The organism is Streptomyces sp. 8K308 (genome assembly GCF_004348315.1).
Classification (GTDB): domain Bacteria; phylum Actinomycetota; class Actinomycetes; order Streptomycetales; family Streptomycetaceae; genus Streptomyces.
The window spans coordinates 1-15,131 of sequence record NZ_SMKC01000163.1; the positions used below are offsets into that span (position 1 = coordinate 1).

17 protein-coding genes and 2 pseudogenes are annotated in these 15,131 nt (G+C 69.7%); 10 read left to right on the top strand and 9 right to left on the bottom strand.

The features are described 5' to 3' along the window. Positions 1 to 56 precede the first annotated feature (56 nt). On the top strand, positions 57 to 1,292 hold the full coding sequence (locus E1265_RS21405; RefSeq protein ID WP_132932344.1) for a mannosyltransferase family protein: 1,236 nt from the start codon (positions 57 to 59) through the stop codon (positions 1,290 to 1,292). A gap of 48 nt (positions 1,293 to 1,340) precedes the next feature. Here the strand turns inward: E1265_RS21405 and E1265_RS21410 are convergent. Next, positions 1,341 to 1,574 (bottom strand): annotated as a pseudogene (locus tag E1265_RS21410) (DUF4396 domain-containing protein); the annotation flags it as partial. A gap of 138 nt (positions 1,575 to 1,712) precedes the next feature. Between E1265_RS21410 and E1265_RS37195 the strand changes: the two are divergent. Next, complete coding sequence (locus E1265_RS37195; protein ID WP_165953828.1) at positions 1,713 to 1,877, top strand: hypothetical protein; 165 nt, start codon at positions 1,713 to 1,715, stop codon at positions 1,875 to 1,877. 155 nt (positions 1,878 to 2,032) lie between these two features. On the opposite strand, the gene E1265_RS21415 is transcribed toward E1265_RS37195, so the two are convergent. Next, positions 2,033 to 2,287, bottom strand: coding sequence for a hypothetical protein (locus tag E1265_RS21415; protein ID WP_132932346.1), 255 nt, complete (start codon positions 2,285 to 2,287; stop codon positions 2,033 to 2,035). 78 nt (positions 2,288 to 2,365) lie between these two features. Between E1265_RS21415 and E1265_RS21420 the strand changes: the two genes are divergently transcribed. Further along, a complete protein-coding gene (locus tag E1265_RS21420) occupies positions 2,366 to 2,725 on the top strand; it encodes a hypothetical protein (protein WP_132932347.1) in 360 nt (119 codons plus the stop codon). Positions 2,726 to 2,768: 43 nt separating this feature from the next. On the opposite strand, the gene E1265_RS21425 is transcribed toward E1265_RS21420, so the two are convergent. Continuing rightward, positions 2,769 to 3,710 (bottom strand): AraC family transcriptional regulator, encoded by a 942-nt coding sequence (locus tag E1265_RS21425; protein WP_132932349.1) that lies wholly within the window; start codon positions 3,708 to 3,710, stop codon positions 2,769 to 2,771. 80 nt (positions 3,711 to 3,790) lie between these two features. Between E1265_RS21425 and E1265_RS21430 the strand changes: the two genes are divergently transcribed. Next, positions 3,791 to 4,636, top strand: a complete 846-nt coding sequence (locus tag E1265_RS21430) for an NAD(P)H-binding protein (protein ID WP_132932351.1) — start codon at positions 3,791 to 3,793, stop codon at positions 4,634 to 4,636. A 70-nt stretch (positions 4,637 to 4,706) separates the two neighbouring features. Here E1265_RS21430 and E1265_RS21435 read toward each other — a convergent pair whose 3' ends face one another. The 3 genes from E1265_RS21435 to E1265_RS21445 are packed head-to-tail and all read right to left on the bottom strand — an operon-like array spanning position 4,707 to position 6,264. Further along, positions 4,707 to 5,141 carry an SRPBCC domain-containing protein gene (locus E1265_RS21435; protein WP_132932352.1) on the bottom strand — a complete coding sequence of 145 codons (435 nt, stop codon included), beginning with the start codon at positions 5,139 to 5,141 and terminating at the stop codon, positions 4,707 to 4,709. Positions 5,142 to 5,145: 4 nt separating this feature from the next. Continuing rightward, positions 5,146 to 5,499, bottom strand: a complete 354-nt coding sequence (locus tag E1265_RS21440) for a metalloregulator ArsR/SmtB family transcription factor (RefSeq protein WP_132932354.1) — start codon at positions 5,497 to 5,499, stop codon at positions 5,146 to 5,148. 21 nt (positions 5,500 to 5,520) lie between these two features. After that, positions 5,521 to 6,264 carry a hypothetical protein gene (locus tag E1265_RS21445; RefSeq protein ID WP_132932356.1) on the bottom strand — a complete coding sequence of 248 codons (744 nt, stop codon included), beginning with the start codon at positions 6,262 to 6,264 and terminating at the stop codon, positions 5,521 to 5,523. Positions 6,265 to 6,369: 105 nt separating this feature from the next. On the opposite strand from E1265_RS21445, the pseudogene E1265_RS39420 reads away from it, so the two are divergent. The 4 genes and pseudogenes from E1265_RS39420 to E1265_RS21465 form a co-directional block, all read left to right on the top strand. Further along, positions 6,370 to 6,561, top strand: a pseudogene (locus E1265_RS39420) (lasso peptide biosynthesis B2 protein); the annotation flags it as partial. 153 nt (positions 6,562 to 6,714) lie between these two features. Beyond that, the gene (locus E1265_RS21455; protein ID WP_132932360.1) at positions 6,715 to 7,299 is read left to right on the top strand and encodes a TerD family protein; all 585 of its coding nucleotides are present in this window, start codon (positions 6,715 to 6,717) and stop codon (positions 7,297 to 7,299) included. Positions 7,300 to 7,439: 140 nt separating this feature from the next. Then, on the top strand, positions 7,440 to 8,654 hold the full coding sequence (locus tag E1265_RS21460) for a sigma-70 family RNA polymerase sigma factor (protein ID WP_132932361.1): 1,215 nt from the start codon (positions 7,440 to 7,442) through the stop codon (positions 8,652 to 8,654). Further along, on the top strand, positions 8,603 to 9,181 hold the full coding sequence (locus E1265_RS21465) for a hypothetical protein (RefSeq protein WP_132932363.1): 579 nt from the start codon (positions 8,603 to 8,605) through the stop codon (positions 9,179 to 9,181). Before E1265_RS21460 ends, E1265_RS21465 begins: the two co-directional genes overlap by 52 nt. 51 nt (positions 9,182 to 9,232) lie before the next feature. Here the strand turns inward: E1265_RS21465 and E1265_RS21470 are convergent, their stop codons facing one another. The 3 genes from E1265_RS21470 to E1265_RS21480 all read right to left on the bottom strand — a co-directional run bounded on the left by E1265_RS21470 (position 9,233) and on the right by E1265_RS21480 (position 11,501). Beyond that, a complete protein-coding gene (locus E1265_RS21470; RefSeq protein ID WP_132932365.1) occupies positions 9,233 to 10,096 on the bottom strand; it encodes an LAETG motif-containing sortase-dependent surface protein in 864 nt (287 codons plus the stop codon). Positions 10,097 to 10,426: 330 nt separating this feature from the next. After that, the gene (locus tag E1265_RS21475; RefSeq protein WP_132932367.1) at positions 10,427 to 10,630 is read right to left on the bottom strand and encodes a DUF397 domain-containing protein; all 204 of its coding nucleotides are present in this window, start codon (positions 10,628 to 10,630) and stop codon (positions 10,427 to 10,429) included. Beyond that, positions 10,620 to 11,501 (bottom strand): helix-turn-helix transcriptional regulator, encoded by an 882-nt coding sequence (locus E1265_RS21480; RefSeq protein WP_132932369.1) that lies wholly within the window; start codon positions 11,499 to 11,501, stop codon positions 10,620 to 10,622. Before E1265_RS21480 ends, E1265_RS21475 begins: the two co-directional genes overlap by 11 nt. A 336-nt stretch (positions 11,502 to 11,837) precedes the next feature. On the opposite strand from E1265_RS21480, the gene E1265_RS21485 reads away from it, so the two are divergent. Both E1265_RS21485 and E1265_RS21490 read left to right on the top strand, forming a co-directional pair. Continuing rightward, positions 11,838 to 12,206 (top strand): hypothetical protein, encoded by a 369-nt coding sequence (locus E1265_RS21485; RefSeq protein ID WP_132932370.1) that lies wholly within the window; start codon positions 11,838 to 11,840, stop codon positions 12,204 to 12,206. Between the two features lie 11 nt (positions 12,207 to 12,217). After that, positions 12,218 to 12,604, top strand: coding sequence for an ATP-binding protein (locus E1265_RS21490; RefSeq protein ID WP_132932372.1), 387 nt, complete (start codon positions 12,218 to 12,220; stop codon positions 12,602 to 12,604). Positions 12,605 to 15,131: the final 2,527 nt, after the last annotated feature.

The window sequence follows — 15,131 nt, forward strand, 5'->3', positions numbered from 1 at the left end:
ACCCGGGACGCCTCGACCCTCGGCGACCACACCCGGCCCCCCGCTTCGGACGCCCGATGAGGAACACCGCTCTGATCCCCCGGCAGGACGCCCACCGTCCGTCCGGCCCCGTCACGGACGACCGGCCGTCACGGCGAGTCCTCCGCCGGCTCCGCGGGCTGCTGAGCCTCACCGACCTGCGGGTGCTGCGGCTCTACCTCCTCACCCGCCTCGGCCTGTGGCTCATCGCCTACTGCAGCAGATGGCTGGTCCCCGGGAGCGAGGCCAGGACGCCCGTCTCGTGGCTGTCCCGCTGGGAGCACTGGGACTGGGGCCACTTCCAGCACATCGCCGAGCACGGCTACTTCGGCGCCTCACCCGGCGTCGACCCGAGCGAGAACGACCGGGTGGCGTTCTTCCCCGGCTTCCCGCTCGCGCTGCGCGCCGTCCACGCTGTCGTTGGCGACTGGACCGTGGCCGGCCTGCTGATATCCCTGGTGAGCGGCGCGGTCGCCGTGGTCGCCCTGGCCAGGATCGCCGGCCTCGGCCGAGCCGACGCCGCCCTGGCCGGCCCGCGCGCCGCCGCCTTCCTGCTCCTCTCGCCCACCGCCGTCTTCCTCGCGGCCGGCTACACGGAGTCCCTGTTCCTCGCCTTCGCGCTGCCGGCCTGGCTCGCGGCGAAGAACCGCGCCTGGCCGCTCGCCGGCCTCCTCGCGGCCGCCGCCACCGCCGTCCGGATCAGCGGCCTGTTCCTGGCCGCCGCGATCCTGGTCGAGTTCCTCCTGGCCCACCGCGGCCACCCCTGGGCCCGCCGCCTGCGCGCGCTGCCCTGGTGCGCGCTCCCCGCGCTCCCGGCCGCCGCCTACACCGCCTACCTGTACGTCAGCACCGGCGACTGGCTGGCCTGGAAGCACGCCCAGGAGCGCGGCTGGCACCGGGAGTTCCACACCCCGGTCGAGGCCTTCCGGAACACCTGGCACGCCGCCTTCGACAACGTCCAGACCACCGGCTTCGCCCTCGGCTTCCAACTGGAACTGGTCGCCATGGCCGTCGGCGTCGTGCTGCTCGTCGTGCTCCTCGTCCACCGCCGCTGGCCGGAGGCCGTGTTCATCGCCCTCAACCTCTGGTCCCTCGGCACCTCCTACTGGTACCTCTCCGTCCCCCGCTCCACCCTTCTCTGGTGGCCCCTGTGGATCGGCCTCGCCCACTGGAGCCTGCGCCGCCCCTGGGTACGCGAGGCCTACCTCGCCGTGGTGGCCCCCCTGATGGTCATCCTCGCCCTCCTTTACACCTCCGGCCGCTGGGCCGGCTGATCGTCGCCCGGACGGCGGGGGTCCGCCGCCGTCGGCGCCCGCCGGCGCTCAGTGGTGGAGGCGGTGGACGATCGCGTGGCCCTTGCCTCGGGCGATCAGCCACCTGTTCACCGGGGTGGTCACCGGGGTGGTCACCAGGAAGGCCACGGCGAAGGCCAGCGCGATGGCGCCCCAGAACAGCCCGTCCGTCAGGTGCGCCTCCATCGCGCCGGGGACCAGCAGGAGCACGCCGTTGTCGACGATCTCCATCACGGTGATGGACAGCGTGTCGGCCGCCAGCGCGATGGCCAGCACCATCGTCGGCGCGTTCCCCAGCCGAGGGCGCTGTGGGAGGCGGCCAATCCGATCGGTGCGGTGGCGGCGGGCGGCGAGTTACGGGTCGGCTTGCCGGACGGATTCGGTCGTGAGGTGGTTTTGCTGATGGAGAGGCTGCCCGACCGGTTCGCCGTCGACGTCAGGGTGGTTCCTGCGGGTGGTGATGAGTGGGACGAGCGGGTGATGAGGGACATCGCCGTCCTGTCCGAGATCGCGGACTTCGATCCGACCTGGCCGGCGAGTTCTACACGGACGACGGCGAGGGGATGACCCGGCAGGAGATCAAAGCGGAGGCGGACTGCGGGGAGTGACCATCAGCGGCCGGCGTCATGGCCGGGAGGGCGTGGTGGCTGGCGTGGTGGCCGCCCAGGCGGCGGCGATCAGGGGGCGGTGTAGGCCGGCGCGTCGGACGCGGACGTCGATGGTCAGCTCGTCGGGGCCGGTCGGTGTGGGCACTTGGTGGAGTCGGTGCCGGATGCCGCTGTGGCGTACACGAGGTCGGGGATGACGCCGGTGCCGTAGTCGAGCGCGACGAGGGCGAGCAGGGCTTCGTGGCCGTCGGCCTCGGCGGCGATACGGGGGGTGACGCAGAGGCGGCGGAACCATCGGTTGGCGGCGCGTCCGTTGCCGCCACGCGGCGTGGCAAGGACACCGTGGGCCGGCCGAAGGACCCAGACCACGCGGTGGCGCGGGCGAGGGACGCCGGGCTAGGCGCCGGCGTCGGCGCCGGTCAACGCGCTGTCCGGCATGCTGGGCGTATGAGTGCAGAAGCGATAGCCCGACTGCATGAGGTCCACGACCTGCTGGTGTCATTCGGCGACGCGCCCAGCATCCGCCGTGCCACCGAGCTGGCTGGCGCCGCCGAAACGGTGGCGGCCTGCGCCACGGAGCTGGTCGACGTCACCGAGCCCGAGAACCTGCAGCTGCGGCTCCTGTTCGCCGCCAAGGCCCTCACGGCCGCGGAGAAGGCGGGCCGCGCCCACCGCCGCAACCCGTTAACCCGCCCCTTCTCCCACATGCGCTTCGCGCTGAAGATCGGCTCGGCCCAGGGCTCGCTCCACGTCATCCTGGCGGCCCTTGACCCCGACAACACGCCCCCGCTCCCGGTCGCCGACTAGCGGCACCCATCCGCTGTCCAAGACACGTTCCCGGCGGCCGGCCTCAGCCGGCCCGCCGGCCCGGCGTCGAGTTCCGGTGATCGCTGGGCCGCGTGCCGCGCAGCCGCTTGAACGCCACGCTCAGCGCGAAGGCGTTCGCGTAGCCCACCTTCCTGGCGATCGTCCCCACCGTGTGGTCGGTCTTCCGCAGCAGGTCAGCGGCCAGGTCGATGCGCCAGCTCGCAAGGTAGGCCATCGGTGGTTCGCCGACCATCGCGGTGAACCGCCGGGCGAGCGCCGGCCGCGACACCCCCACCTTGGCCGCCAGCTCCGCCACCGTCCACGGGTGGGCGGGTGTGTCGTGCAGCAGCCGCAACGCGGCCCCCACCACCGGGTCGTCCAACGCGCGGCACCAGCCCGGTGCGTTGGCGTCCGGGTTGTCGAACCAGCCGCGCAGCGCGTGGACCAGCATCAGGTCGAGCAGTCGATCCAGCACCAGCTGCTGTCCCGGGCGGTCGCGGACGACCTCCTCGGTCATCATCTCCACCCAGGGGCGGGGGCCGTCCTCGGCCGGCACCACCAGCACGGCGGGCAGGGCCCGCAACAGTCGTTCGCTGAGCTCCCCCCGTCGCTCGAAAGCCCCGCTGAGCAGCACGGCGGCGCCGTCGACCGGCGTTCCACAGGTCCGGGCCGGCCCGGCGGCGTGCTCGACGCCCTCGGCCGCCGCGCAGTAGTCGGCGCTGGTCACCACCAGCGAGGGTGCGGTCGCGGGGTCGTCGGCCACCGTGTAGGGCGCGTCGCCGGGGATGACGGCGATGTCGCCGGCTCCGATCCGCACGGGTTCGTGCCGGTCGGGGACGATCCAGGCGTGGCCGCGCGCCGTCGTGGCCAGCGTCAGCGGGGCACCACTGGCCATCCGCAACGCCCAGGGGGGCCGCATGATCGTCTGTCGGAAGACGGCGCCGCGCGCCCGTACCTCTGCCAACAGCGCGGACACGGCATCCATGCCCTCAGCGTAGACGCCTGGACATCAAACGGAGCGTCAGGGCCATGGATCGTCTCGGCTGCGGCCGGTTGGCTGGGGTCATGTCTGAACATCCGATTCTTGTCACCGGGGCGACCGGCAAGTCCGGCCGCCGCGTCGTCAGCCGACTGCGGGCCAGGGGACTGCCGGTTCGCGCGGCGGCCCGGAGCGGCGAGCACGTCTTCGACTGGACCGATCGCGGCACCTGGGACGCCGCCCTGGAGGGCGTGCGGTCCGTCTACATCGTGCAGTTGGACGGCACGAAGCTCGTCCGCCCGTTCATCGAGCGGGCGGTGCGGCACGGGGTGCGGCGGATCGTGCTGGCCTCGGGGCGCGGGATCGACAACCCTGACTACGCGCCGGACACCGGCGGCGTCCTGGAGGGCATCCTCGACAGCGAGGCAGCGGTGCGGGAGAGCGGTCTCGAGTGGACGATCAGCAGGCCGGGCTGGTTCGCGCAGAACTTCAGCGAGGGCTTCTTCGCCGATGCCGTCCGCGCAGGCGAGCTGCGGCTGCCCGCCGGCGACGGGGCCGCCAGCTTCGTCGACGCCGAGGACATCGCCGCGGTGGTGGTCGCCGCGCTCACCGAGGACCGGCACGCGGGAGAGATCTACGAGTTGTCCGGCCCCCGGGCGGTGACGTTGGCCGAGGCGGTCGCCACCATCTCAGCGGCCAGCGGCCGGGAGATCCGCTACGTGCCGCTCTCCGTCGAGGACTACGTCGCGGAACTCGTTCGGCAGGGCATGCCGCCCGCCGATGCCGAAGCCTTCGCGCACGTCATCGAGCCGCTCAGGGAGGGCACGGACGAGTACGTCTCCGACGGCGTGTGGCGCGCCCTCGGCCGCCCGCCGCGTACCTTCGCCGAATTCGCCGAGTCCACCGCCGCCGCGGGCGCTTGGACAGCCTGACCGACTCACCGAAGGCCACACGAGCACGGCGTGATCGCCCGGACAGCGGCCGGCCCGCCGGCCCGGGCGGTCACCCGGCCGTGTCGAGCCGCGCCACGAGCTCGTCCAGGCATGCCCGCCAGCCGCTGGAGGCGCCTTCGACGGCCGAGGGATCGGTCATGACGTGCGTGAACACCAGGAGGCAGCCGGCCCCCTCGTCGCGCAGCTCGATCCTGAGGTGATCGTCGAACTCCCGCTCCCCGCCGTTCGGGTCGTGCTCGTCGAAGGCGAACAGCCGTGGCGGCTCGAAGTGGGTGATGGTGGCCGGGTAGACCGTGCCCTCGCCGTCGTCGAAGGCGATCCGGCCACCGATCCTCGGTTCGAGGCTCATCACCCGAAGCGGATACCACTGGCTCAGATGCTCGGGATCGGTGACGGCCAGCCAGACCTTCTCCCGGCTGTGCTTCAGGTGACGTTCGAACCGCAGGGCGGGCCGGCCCTCGATCGTGGTGGTGGTCACGTTCATCACTTCACTGCTCCTCCGGTCGCCTCGCCCGACCCGGCGGTTCCTCGGGGCCGTCGGGCATCGTTTCCAGGTGTCGCTCCAGCACTTCCAGGCGTTCCGTCCACAGGCGGCGGTACGGCGCGAGCCAGGCGTCGAGATCGGCCAACGGCTCGGGGCGGAGCTCGTACCAGCGGCGCTGCGCCTGCGCCCGCACCGTGACGAGCCCGGCGTCACGCAGCACCCGCAGGTGCTTGGACACCCGGGGCTGGCTCATCTCCAGCTCCCGGGCTATCTCCCCGACGAGGCGGGGGCGCCCGAGCAGCAGCCCGAGCATCCGCCGCCGCGAGGGATCGGCCAACACGTCGAAGGGCAGGGACACGGCCCGAACATACCCGACTGGTTATATAACGTCAACGGCATGGACCGCTGCCTCCTGGCCGCGCAGCCAGACCCGCAGCGGACCGAGCGGCTCGAAGCCGTGGCGCAGCGCGGCCGCCAGGTCATCGCCGTGCTCATAGCCGACCATCGGCAGGGTGGGGAACCGCCGGTGCACCGCGTCCGGTACGACGGACCAGGCCGTGTCGGGGCCGCCTTCCCGTGCGAAGACGTTGGAGACTCCGACCACCTGGTCGCCGCGGCTCGCGACCGCGCCGGCCACCACCCGGCCGCTGGCGGACCGCCCGGCGAGCACGAAGGTGGCCGGGTCGTCGAGCAGTTCGGGCCGGAAGAGCTCCGCGTCGCCGCCCCCGTCGTCCCAGGCGAGCGCCCAGGCGCGCAGCGCGTCGGGGTCGCGCGCCACGTCCCAGAGAAGATCCGACGCGACAGCGGGCGCACCGGCCGGGCGGTGGATCCACCGCGCCTCGAACAGGACCCGGAAGCCGGACTCCGTCAGGTCGAGGTCGGCGAAGCTGTCCTTGACGGAGGCGCCGGGCGCGGAGGTGTCGATCCGGGCCACCAGCGCGGCCGGGTCGGCCCCGGGCGCCAGCGTCACCGCGTCGGGGTAGTACCGCGGCGTGCGGGCCGAGGCAACCCAGGCGCGCGGCCCGAACTCGCTCGCCAGGCCGTGCGATCGGCTCATCGCCGCGCACCACTCGGCGTTGTTGCGGGCGGCGGCCTCGACCAGGAGCTGTTGCGGCGTCGTCACGAGTGCGGATCATGGCCCGCCCCGACCCGGCCTGTCGAACACTTTCCCGGTCCCTCGGGCCGGACCGCCTCGCACCACCGCTCGGCGCCTCAACCCGCCCGGACACGCTCCCTGGCCTCCGCGTTGTTGTGCCGCCTGCGGGGAACCTGGCCGACGTGGTGCAGCGGCGCACGCACCCCACCGTTCGCCGCCCACGCGTGGATCGAGGCCGAGGGCTCCCCCGTCGGCGAACCCCGGGACACCACCACACACCCCCCGCTGATCCGCGTCCCGCCCCGGCAACGGCCCCGGCCCTGAGCCCGGCCCTGAGCCCGGCACGCGCCGAAGAGGCCCTCTTCCACCAGCACGACACGCGCATCCCAGGATGAAACGGAACCCGCGTGTGGAACTGCGGGAACTTCTCGGCACACTTTGCGTATGACAGTCCCACCAGGAAGAGGTTGACCACATATGATCACGCTTACCAAGGAAGACGGCCCGGCGGATCTGGACGGGGTGACCCATCTGTCCATCGGGGTCTCCTGGGACCCCACGGCCGGCACCAGCGGCGGAGTGATGGGCGTACTCCGCCGTAAGGCCGGCACCGACCTGGACCTGATCGCCATCGCCATGCAGAGCGGGGACCCGGTTCGCCTGGCGGGCCTCGACTCGCTCGACCCCATGGGCAACGGCTCCCTGGTGCACAGCGGCGACAACCAGTCAGGACGCGGGGACGGCGACGACGAGACGGTGACGGTCGAGTTCGCGCGAATACCGACCAACATCACGTCGATCGTGTTCGTCGCCGCCGCCTTCAAGAAGGGCAGTTCCTTCCAGAAGGCGCGCAACATCAGCTTCAAGGTGTACGACGCGACCGGCGGCACCTCCCAGCAGGTCGCCGACATCTGGCCGAGCCTGCTCGGCCAGGACAACGGCTGTGCGGTGGCCAAGGCCACGCGCGTCGGTGGCGTATGGAAACTCGAGGTGATCAACGAGACGGGGAAGATCAAGCAGGGCGACGAGCACGCCCTGATGCGCTTCGCCGCCAGCAAGTAGCGGAGGAACTCCCCTGGCCCGGCGCCCGCGTGACGCCCGGGCCGCGGGAGCCGTTGATGTGTCCCGTGTCCCGTGTCCCGTCAACGAGAAAGTGTTACGGGGATCGCCCCGCATCCGTCCCCAGGGCAGGAGGGAGACTCATGCGAGGGACGACGCAGGATCAGAGCCTGCCCGACACCGCCGTCGTCGCGGCGGCGCGGAGCGGTGACCGACGGGCGCTGGACGAACTGGTACGCGGCTACCTGCCGTTGGTCTACAACGTGGTCGGCCGGGCGCTCAACGGCCATCCGGACGTGGACGACGTCGTGCAGGAGACCCTGCTGCGCGCCACGCGCCACATCGCCGACCTGCGGGACCCGACTCGCTTCCGCAGCTGGCTGGTCGCCATCGCCGTACACCAGGTGCGGGACCATCGGCGTACCGCCGCCGGCAACGAGGCGCCCCTCCAGCCGGAGGCGGTCGAGGCCGCCGATCCACGAGGCGACTTCGTCGACCTGACCATCCTCCGCCTCGGCCTGTCAGGACAGCGCAGGGAGACCGCGGAGGCCACCCGTTGGCTCGACGCCGAGGAGCGCGCGCTGCTCTCGCTGTGGTGGCAGGAGGCCGCGGGCGCCCTGAACCGCGGCGAACTGGCCGAGGCCGCGGGTGTGTCGGTGGCCCACGCCGGGGTGCGGGTGCAGCGGCTGAAGAACCGGCTCGACACGGCACGACGCGTGGTGCGCGCGCTCGCGGCCCGCCCGCGCTGCCCCGGGCTCGCCGAGGTGGTCGCCGGCTGGGACGGCAGCCCGAGCGCGCTCTGGCGCAAACGCGTCGCCCGCCACGTCCACACGTGCTCCCGCTGCGCCGAGCACGCCGCGGGGCTCGCCCCGGCCGAGGGCCTGCTGGCCGGGCTCGCCCTGGTACCGCTGCCCGTGGGCTACCTGGTCTCGGCCAGACTGCTCGCCACCGTGGGCGCGGGAGCCGCGGCCGACACCACCGCTGGACTCACCGGACTTCTGACTCTCAAGCACGCCGCTCTCGCCGCCGCCAGCGTCACCGTGGTCGCGGCCGGCATCGGCGGCTACGCGCTCCAGCGGAGCGCGGACCCCGAGCCACCCGCGGCGGCACCACCGGCCGTCGCAGCGGACCCGACCCCGGGCTCGCCGTCCCCGACCGGGGAACCACGGTCGAGCCGGCCCCGTCCACCACCGAGCCTTCCGCCTCGCCGCGCCTCGTCTACGGCCAGACGGTCGACTCCGCGGAGCAGGCGCCGGACCCGGGCGCGCGCCCCGACCCACTGCCGGAACGGCCCGAGTCCACCCCCGTGGCCGCCGAGGACGGCTGGTACCGGGACGCCTCGGGCGGCGGCTATCTGATGACCTACCGCGATCAGTACGTGGTCCTGTCGGGCCGCGGCTACCTCCGGGTCGACTACCAACTCGGCCACGACGGCCGCCGTGGCCCGATGGTCATGCCGACGTGGACGGGGCTGCGGGGCCGGATCTTCCACGTGGCCTCGGGCTGCGGCCACCGCATGGACGACGCCGTGCCCGGCGAACCAGCGGGAACCACCTGGATGGGGAGTCCCGAGGCCGGCTTCATGGAGCTCCCCGAGGGGGCCCAACAGATGTGGCAGTGCGAGTACTTCTACCTGGACGGCCAGGTGACGCTCGCCAACCACGAGCGCGGGTCCGACTACAACCTGGTGGTCCACCCGGTCACCCACGCCGACATCACGGCGGACGTCAACCGGGCGCCCGGCAGCGCGCCGGACGTCGTTCGCCACGGTCTGGTACGCGACACCGGGGACGACAGCGCGCCCGTCCCGCAGTACCTGACCCGCGACCGGCCCGTGGACCCGGTCACCGAGGTTCCCCAACAGACCAGGGTGGGACCCGAATGACCCGAGAAGCGGCGCGCCGGCTCGCCGGGTGAGCCGGCGCGCGACGAACGATCAGGCGCGCCGGCGCCCGCGCACCCACAGCAGGGTCCCACCACCCACCACGACGAACGCGGCAGCGGCGGCGGCGAGCACGGGTGTCGAGCCGTCCGAACCGGTCTCTGCGAGATCGGCCCCGCCCTCCTCCCGGTCGCCAGCGGCCGGTTCCGCCTCGCCGGCGGGCTCCACGGTCACGGGCTCCTCGCTCGCCGGTGCGGCCGTGGAGGACGTCTCCTCCTCGGGGCCCTCGACGCCCTCGACGTCGTGGGCCACGCCGCGGTGGAACGACGCGCTGCCGTCCCCCACCAGACCCGACATCACGGTGTCGTAGTCAACCGGCGTCACGCCGAGGTTGTAGGCGGCGGTGCCGCCGTTGGTGCGCTCCTGGTTGGTGATGGTGATGCTGCCGTCGAGGTAGTAGTACTCCTGTATCCACAGCATCGGCTCGTCCTCGGGCAGCGTGGTGTACTCCCCGGTCGACTCACGCCCCATCCGGGTCCGCCCCTCCTCGCCGCCGGGGTAGGGGTCGTCCATCCGCACTCCGCCGCCCGAGGCCACGTGCAGGAACGTCCCGTCCTGGTCCGTGTAGGTGGGCATCGAGACGAGGCCGTCGTGCACCCAGTACTCGATCTCCCAACGGATCTGGAAGTACCCGGTGCCGGTCAGCGTGACGTTCTCACCCCGGTGGAACAGCAGCCACTGCCCACCGAGATAACCGGGCTGGTGCTCGATCCAGTTGCCCGAGACGGCGGTGACCTCGCTCTCCTCCGGACGGTGAACGAGATCCTCGGGATCGGCGGCGACCGCCGGGCTCGTGCCGATCGCCAGCGCACCGAGGGCGAGGGCGACGGCCGCCCTCACCTGGCTCTTCTTGAACACGGTGATTCCTCTCCGAAGCGCGCCGCGGAACACGCCGTGCACCCGCGGCCGGACACTCAGGAGACGCGCACCCCGCAGGCGCATAACGGTTTTCCGGAGCCGCGAGCCCGGTCGACGTCCGGGCGCGGGCGTGACGGCCCGCATCGGCCCGCTCTGCTCAGCCGCTTGCCCGCGCCCCGGTCCGGGTTGAGGGGCACGCACCGCCGGACTCAACGGTCAGCGGTACACGTCGCGCCGATGAGCGACATCGATCACCGCGATCGCCAGGGCAGCGCCAGCGATCCCGGCCTGGCCCATCGAGCGCCACGAGGCGCCCTTCGTCGTCCCACGTCAGACGGTCAGTTCCCCGCTGACGGCACCCGCGACGAACGCCCGCCAGCCGTCCGCCGACACCCACAGTTCCGGACCGGCGCCATGGTGCTTGGTGTCCCGCATGCCGACCGCTTCGCCGAGGGCGACCTCGACGCACTGGTCGCCGTTGCTGCTGTACGACGACGTAAACCAGTGTCGGCCGCCCGCATCCTTACCGTTCATACTCTCCTACCACTTCCAAGATGAGGCGGTCGGACGCCGCTTCATCAAGCGCCGCACGCCATAGGTCGCCGAACGCCGCGTCGTATCGGGCGATCTCCCCGGGCTTGTCGAGATAGAGACTGCCGGTGAACCCGTCCGCGTACACCGTCGGCGGTTCGGTCTCCCTGCCGCCCTCGGTGACCGGGAACCGCAGGATGGTGAACTGCCCCGTCAGCATGCCGATGTGTAGCCCACCACCGAAATGTGTCACACGCAGCGCCACTGTGGGCAACTCGGCCAGTTCCACCATCCGGCGAAGCTGCACCGCCATGAGCGTCGGTGAGCCAACGGGGCGTCGCAGTACGGACTCGTCGACCACGATACGCAGCTCAGGGGGAGACACAACGCGAGTGAGCAACCGTTGCCGCCTCATGCGCAGGTCGACTCGACTTTCGATCTCCTCTTCCGTCCCGTCGGGGCGATTGGCGCGCATGATCGCCCGCGCGTAGTCCTCGGTCTGGAGCAGCCCGGGCACGAGAATCGGCTCGTACCAGTCGAGGCGGGCCGCCGCCTCCTCCAATCCAATGTAGATGTTGAACCCTTCGGGGATGACCTCGCCGAAGCTGTGCCACCAGCCGCGCGCCTTGGTCTCCTTGGCAAGGCCCATCAGCGCCTCGGTCAGGTCCGGGGGCGCGCCGTAGATGCGGCACATGACCTCCACGTCGAAGCTACGCAGGCTGGTCTGCCCGGTCTCAACGCGCCAGATCTTCGTGTCGGACATCTCCAGCGCCTTCGCCGCGCCCTTGATGGTGTAGCCGGCCTGGTTTCGCAGCTCTCGCAGGTGCCGACCCAGCTGACGACGAGGAACCGTCGAGTTCGTTGTGTCCGTCATATCCCCTCCACCGGTGCGATCTGCAAGACCTTGTCGCAGCAAAATGGAAGCACGTGACTTCCCGCTTTGCAATGCACGACAACCAAGACGAAATCCCGTCACACGAACGGGTTTTAAAGTATTGCAAGTAACGACTTCCGGGTGCAGCCTACTGGTGATGGTCGCCGTGCGTATCGAACCGAGCACGCACGAGACCGCCGTCTGAGCGCGCCCGGAGGGGGCATGGAGAGTGCCACGAGTGACGACCGACCCCGCACAGCCACGCACGAGGAACGCTCGCCGGACCCCAGCTCGCACCCGCCACGGTCGAAGCCACGGTGGCAGGCACGCGGCCTCATGACAGCCCTCAGTTGCCCCCACCCAGGCGAGCTGCGCACCGAGTGCGACGGCCGGCACTGCCGGGCCTGCGGCGCGCTGATCTACGCCGCATCGGTCATCCCCCAACTGCCCTTGGTCAGCCCAGATCCGGTCGCCAGGCTGCTGGCAGCCATCTCCGTCAGCGACCTCAACCTGACCGCGACCGCGAACACGACGAGTCCCCTTGACCTGCGCCTCGTCATCGCGCGCGCCTGGGACGAGTTGGACGCCGAGCGACGCGCCCCAGCAAAAGGGTCTGAGGACCACGCACGGCTCCTCCTGGCCCTCGTCCTGGAACGGGCCGCCCATCACGTAAGAGCCAGCACCGAGACCGGACCCGACAGTTGAAGCGAAGAGCCATGCACAGACACCAGGAAGAACGGTTCAACCACCATCCGGCGTCGGTGCGGAAGGCCCGCGACTTCGCCGCCACCACGCTGGAACTCTGGGGTATCAACGACCGCGCCGACGACATCCGCCTCTGCGTCTCCGAACTCGCCACCAACGCCCTGCGGGCGGCCCCTCTCGGACGCGGCTTCCTGATGCGTCTCGCCCTGGACGACGAGCGGTTGCGCGTCGAGGTACACGACAGCGGCGACGGCCAGCCGCGCGTACGGAACCCCACCGACACCGGCGACGGAGGCCGCGGCCTCTACCTCATCTCACAACTCTCCGACGACTGGGGCGTCGCCACCAGAAACGGCCCCGGCAAGCTGGTATGGACGGAGTTCAAGATCGGCACCTGAGCGGCCGACAAGCTTCCGGCAACGCCATGACACCCCCGCATACGCCAACCCACGGCCTCGGCCCTTCTCCCCTGGTCAGCGCCCGACTTCACGACCTGCAGCAGCAACTTCTGGCCCATCAGGCCGGTTTGGATCTCCCTGCCCATGTATGGGCAAACTCCGGTCCGACAACCAGACGAGCCGATTCTTCGGAGCATGTGGGCCGCAACCAGCCTGACCCACCGAACGCCTGGCCTCGTTCTTCACTTATCGCCCCCAGACTCCCAGACGGGCCTGTCGCGAGGCCAGCCGACCGGCCATTGGCCCGCGCGCAGAAAGCTGTCGAGGAAGTCCACGACCCCACCGTCCCGAAGAAGGAAACCCGGCCCTTGCCGATACGCCACGGCAACCGTCCATCGGTTCTTGTGGACAGGATGCGGCGGCAACAAAAGGCATAGGTCGCCGTTCCAGTCGTGGTACCCCCAGGGAACCACCTCTTCCCATACGTCTGTGACTCGCGGAGGGAGGTCAAGGGCATCTTCGAAGCCCTCGTGGAAATTTCTCCCGTGCTTCCTCATGAAGGTCAACAGCGCTGTCTCCCCAGCTGGATGCGGAAGAAAAAGATGCCCGGCGATAAAGGCGTCGCCATAGTGGTCCACGAGCTGTTTGTAGTCGGCAGGAAGCGGCCCGCCTGCCCACGTCTCAATCTCCTCCCACAACCGGAGGGCGTGGACTCGAACCGCCACCATTCCCCGAGAAAAAAGTTAGATCCATGAGCCGCTATCTCCTGTAGATCTCGTCCAGACAAAGTGGATCTACAGGATCCGAGACGTTATGCACGAATCAGTCCACCGCCATCCCTCGTTCCCACGCGCTCCGACCCGCGTGCATCGCGCCCCGGACGTCGACTCAGATGCCACCGACACAGAGGGCAGGCGCCGTCAGCCGCCGTCCCGCCGGATGGTCCGAGGCGCTCACCCTCCTCTCCTCACGCCAGTAAAGAAGATGCGTGCGGTCGATAGCAGCCTGCAATCGGGTTCTTCGGCGAAACGCTCATCGAACTGCGGAAGGACCTTGAAGAGCACAAAAGAATTCGCCGAATATCCTACCCAAACATGCCGGAATATGGATCTGGCTCACCGGTCCACGGGTCAATCCCTCGCTCCCATGACCGCTCTTCCGCTCTCCAGTGCAGAAATCTGGGGGCAGAGACTCCCCAGAGGTCCGTGCCGCTCAGTGGATTGTCATCGAATTCGCATCGGAAAGTCTTCAAAAGAAAATCTGACACACCATCGGGGTACGTCGCCCAATGGGGTGCCCCTTGTCGCCGAAATACAACGATCGGCCATTGCTCCGGATCTTCGCATGAGGTCTCCCAACACAGAAGGTCTCCACTGGAATCCACGCCCCAAGCGATCAAAGAATCACCGTGAATTTCAGCAGGCTTCTCCTCCTGCCTGGTCTCCAACCAAAGCCCTCGCGCGTTCCGCGTTTCGAATGACATCCCCTGCACTACATCGACCTCCATTTTGAGGTCGGGTGCAAGGACTCCCAGATATTTCTCGATGGACCCCTCCCCATAAGTGCGCATGAACTCGCGGTAACTGAGAGGAAATCGAGTACCCCAACCCGTTGTCACCGCATCCCAGTCGATCTCGTCGCCCGCACCCTCATGCGGAGGCATGAGCCGAGCCAACCGCTCCATTGCCGACAAGTGACCTCCTCCACGCCTCATCAGGGCATTGGTCCGGTTGGGATCGGCTGCCTGGTCTGACTATGACTCACCAGGCCTATATTCCGCCAGCCTTCTCTTGGACTGTTGAAAGAATTAGGCACGACCATATGGATCCTGATTCCTGGCCGCCCATCAGCAGTGACGCCTCTCGCGGTCATCTCGAAGGCAACAGGCACCGTTCGTTCTCCCGCATAGTGGGGAGTGACCGCATAGTCGACTATTTGACCGTCGCGCGTCACGGCTTGAAAAACTTGATCCTCGACACTGTACATGTGGTCCTCGATACGCCCCGCGCCTTGCACCGAGACGTTGGCTTGGCGGGCGCAGGTTGCCAAATTTCGCAGGTCCGTCCCCGAACCAGTGAGTTGCCGCCCGAGTAGATGGCAGTTATTTATGACCTCTCTCATAGGGAGCCGGAAACGAAGATACCTGGCGTAGCTCTGCGCCCATTCGTAACCCGGTGGCCTGACTGTGCTGGTCGTCGGAGACCCCTCGTTTGCTGCAATGTAGGCCGCATCAAGACAAGCTTGTACACCAGTCGCTCGACCACCATGCGCATCATCTGTGTTCTGAAGATCTACCCATCCCCTCCCCTCACGACGACAGTCACGCCTCCTGTCCCTTGAAGTTCCGCTCCCCGATGAACCGCTGGATGGCAAGTCACGTGCCTCAGCGGTCTCTGGGCTGTACGGCCCTTGGCCCAGCAGGCCAAGCAGATCCTGGGCATTCAGGATCATGTCCCAGCCCTGGCTGAGTGTCCAGCGGCCCGCGTTCGGGTCCCAGTTGGGTTCGGCCGGCGGCTGGGTGGGGGCG